This window comes from Kribbella sp. NPDC055071 (assembly GCF_053608045.1).
On record NZ_JBSGUS010000057.1, the window covers coordinates 1,948 to 5,163 of the forward strand.

Below are 3,216 nucleotides of genomic sequence, written 5' to 3' on the forward strand. Positions count from 1 at the left end.
TGGTGTTCCTGCCCGTATTTTGAGAACTGTATAGTGGACGCGAGCATCTTTTTGTAGCGTAATCTTTTTGCCTTTTTGTTAGTGACAAGCTACTAAGGGCAATCGGTGGATGTCTTGGTACCAAGAGCCGATGAAGGACGTTGGAGCCTGCGATAAGCCCCGGGGAGTTGGCAACCGAGCTGTGATCCGGGGGTGTCCGAATGGGGAAACCCAGCTGGCATTCTAAAGCCAGTTACCAGTGCCTGAACACATAGGGTTCTGGAGGGAACGCGGGGAAGTGAAACATCTCAGTACCCGCAGGAAGAGAAAACAATAGTGATTCCGTGAGTAGTGGCGAGCGAAAGCGGATGAGGCTAAACCATGTGCGTGTGATAGCCGGCGTGCGTTGCGTATATGGGGTTGTGGGAGCATTCGAGTCTCAATGCCGTGAGACTAAAGAGTTATAAATCACTGTTGAAGTCGAATCTTCTGGAATGTTGAGCCGTAGTGGGTTATAGCCCTGTAGGCGTAAGACAGTGACTCTTGAGTGTTTTCCCAAGTAGCACGGGACTCTTGAAATCCCGTGTGAATCTGGCGGGACCACCCGCTAAGCCTAAATACTTCTTGGTGACCGATAGCGGACTAGTACCGTGAGGGAAAGATGAAAAGTACCCCGGGAGGGGAGTGAAATAGTACCTGAAACCGGTTGCCTACAATCCGTCGGAGCATGTTCCTTGTGAATGTGTGACGGCGTGCCTTTTGAAGAATGAGCCTGCGAGTTAGTGGTGTGTGGCGAGGTTAACCCGTGTGGGGTAGCCGTAGCGAAAGCGAGTCTGAACAGGGCGTTTTAGTCGCATGCTCTAGACCCGAAGCGGAGTGATCTATCCATGGGCAGGTTGAAGCGTGGGTAAGACCGCGTGGAGGACCGAACCCACCAGGGTTGAAAACCTGGGGGATGACCTGTGGATAGGGGTGAAAGGCCAATCAAACTCCGTGATAGCTGGTTCTCCCCGAAATGCATATAGGTGCAGCGTCGCGTGTTTCTTACCGGAGGTAGAGCACTGGATGGTCTAGGGGGCTTACCGGCTTACCGAAATCAGCCAAACTCCGAATGCCGGTAAGTGAGAGCGCGGCAGTGAGACTGCGGGGGATAAGCTCCGTAGTCGAGAGGGAAACAGCCCAGATCACCAGCTAAGGCCCCTAAGCGATTGCTAAGTGGAAAAGGATGTGGAGTTGCCCAGACAACCAGGAGGTTGGCTTAGAAGCAGCCACCCTTGAAAGAGTGCGTAATAGCTCACTGGTCAAGTGATTCCGCGCCGACAATGTAGCGGGGCTCAAGCAATCCGCCGAAGCTGTGGCACTCACACAAGTACCCGGTGTCGACTTGTTCGGCATCCAGGTGTGTGGGTGGGTAGGGGAGCGTCGTGCAGCGTGTGAAGCAGCCTAGTGATGGAGTTGTGGATGCTGCACGAGTGAGAATGCAGGCATGAGTAGCGAATGACGGGTGAGAAACCCGTCCGCCGGATGATCAAGGGTTCCAGGGTCAAGCTAATCTGCCCTGGGTAAGTCGGGACCTAAGGCGAGGCCGACAGGCGTAGTCGATGGACAACGGGTTGATATTCCCGTACCGGCATTAACACGTCCCGACCGAACCCGCTGATGCTAAGAACGTGAAGCTGTGATGTCTTCGGACGGATCGGTGGACTGTTCGGCCCGAGGTGGTAGTAGGTGCATTGAGGAGTGACGCAGGAGGGTAGTCCAACCGCGGCGATGGTAGGCGTAAGCTGATCCGCGGGCAAGGTGGTAGGGCGAGACATAGGCAAATCCGTGTCTCATTGAGCCTGAGAGCCGAGGCGGACCCGTTCAGGGGAAGTGGATGATCCCATGCTGCCGAGAAAAACTTCGCAGTGAGTGTTAGAGCCGCCCGTACCCCAAACCGACACAGGTGATCAGGTAGAGAATACCAAGGCGATCGAGTGAACCATGGTTAAGGAACTCGGCAAAATGCCCCCGTAACTTCGGGAGAAGGGGGGCCGGAACCGTTAGGTGACTTGCTCACCGAAGCGGTGATGGCCGCAGAGACCAGGCCCAAGCGACTGTTTACTAAAAACACAGGTCCGTGCGAAGAAGTAATTCGATGTATACGGACTGACGCCTGCCCGGTGCTGGAACGTTAAGGGGACAGGTTAGCTGGCTTAGGCCGGCGAAGCTTTGAACTTAAGCGCCAGTAAACGGCGGTGGTAACTATAACCATCCTAAGGTAGCGAAATTCCTTGTCGGGTAAGTTCCGACCTGCACGAATGGCGTAACGACTTGGGCGCTGTCTCAACCGTGGACTCGGCGAAATTGCATTACGAGTAAAGATGCTCGTTACGCGCAGCAGGACGGAAAGACCCCGGGACCTTTACTACAACTTGGTATTGGTGGTCGGTACAACTTGTGTAGGATAGGTGGGAGGCTGTGAAGCTCGGACGCCAGTTCGGGTGGAGTCATCGTTGAAATACCACTCTGGTTGTTCTGGCTGTCTAACTTTGGTCCGTTATCCGGATCAGGGACAGTGCCTGGTGGGTAGTTTGACTGGGGCGGTCGCCTCCTAAAAGGTAACGGAGGCGCTCAAAGGTTCCCTCAGCCTGGTTGGCAATCAGGTGTCGAGTGTAAGTGCACAAGGGAGCTTGACTGTGAGACAGACATGTCGAGCAGGGACGAAAGTCGGAACTAGTGATCCGGCGGTGGCATGTGGGAGCACCGTCGCTCAACGGATAAAAGGTACCCCGGGGATAACAGGCTGATCTTCCCCAAGAGTCCATATCGACGGGATGGTTTGGCACCTCGATGTCGGCTCGTCGCATCCTGGGGCTGGAGTAGGTCCCAAGGGTTGGGCTGTTCGCCCATTAAAGCGGCACGCGAGCTGGGTTTAGAACGTCGTGAGACAGTTCGGTCCCTATCCGCTGCGCGCGCAGGAGACTTGAGAAGGGCTGCCCCTAGTACGAGAGGACCGGGGTGGACGAACCTCTGGTGTGCCAGTTGTTCCGCCAGGAGCACGGCTGGTTGGCTACGTTCGGGAGTGATAACCGCTGAAAGCATCTAAGCGGGAAGCACGCTTCAAGATGAGGTCTCCCACCGGGTTAACCGGGTAAGGCCCCCAGTAGACCACTGGGTTGATAGGCCAGAAGTGGAAGCACCGCAAGGTGTGGAGCTGACTGGTACTAATAGGCCGAGGGCTTGTCACACACTCAC

Annotated in this window: 1 rRNA gene; it reads left to right on the forward strand. The window is 55.3% G+C overall.

Features of this window, described 5'->3' with window-relative positions:
- Positions 1-82 precede the first annotated feature (82 nt).
- Positions 83-3,209 (forward strand): 23S ribosomal RNA (locus ACWF4Z_RS38080).
- Positions 3,210-3,216 lie beyond the last annotated feature (7 nt).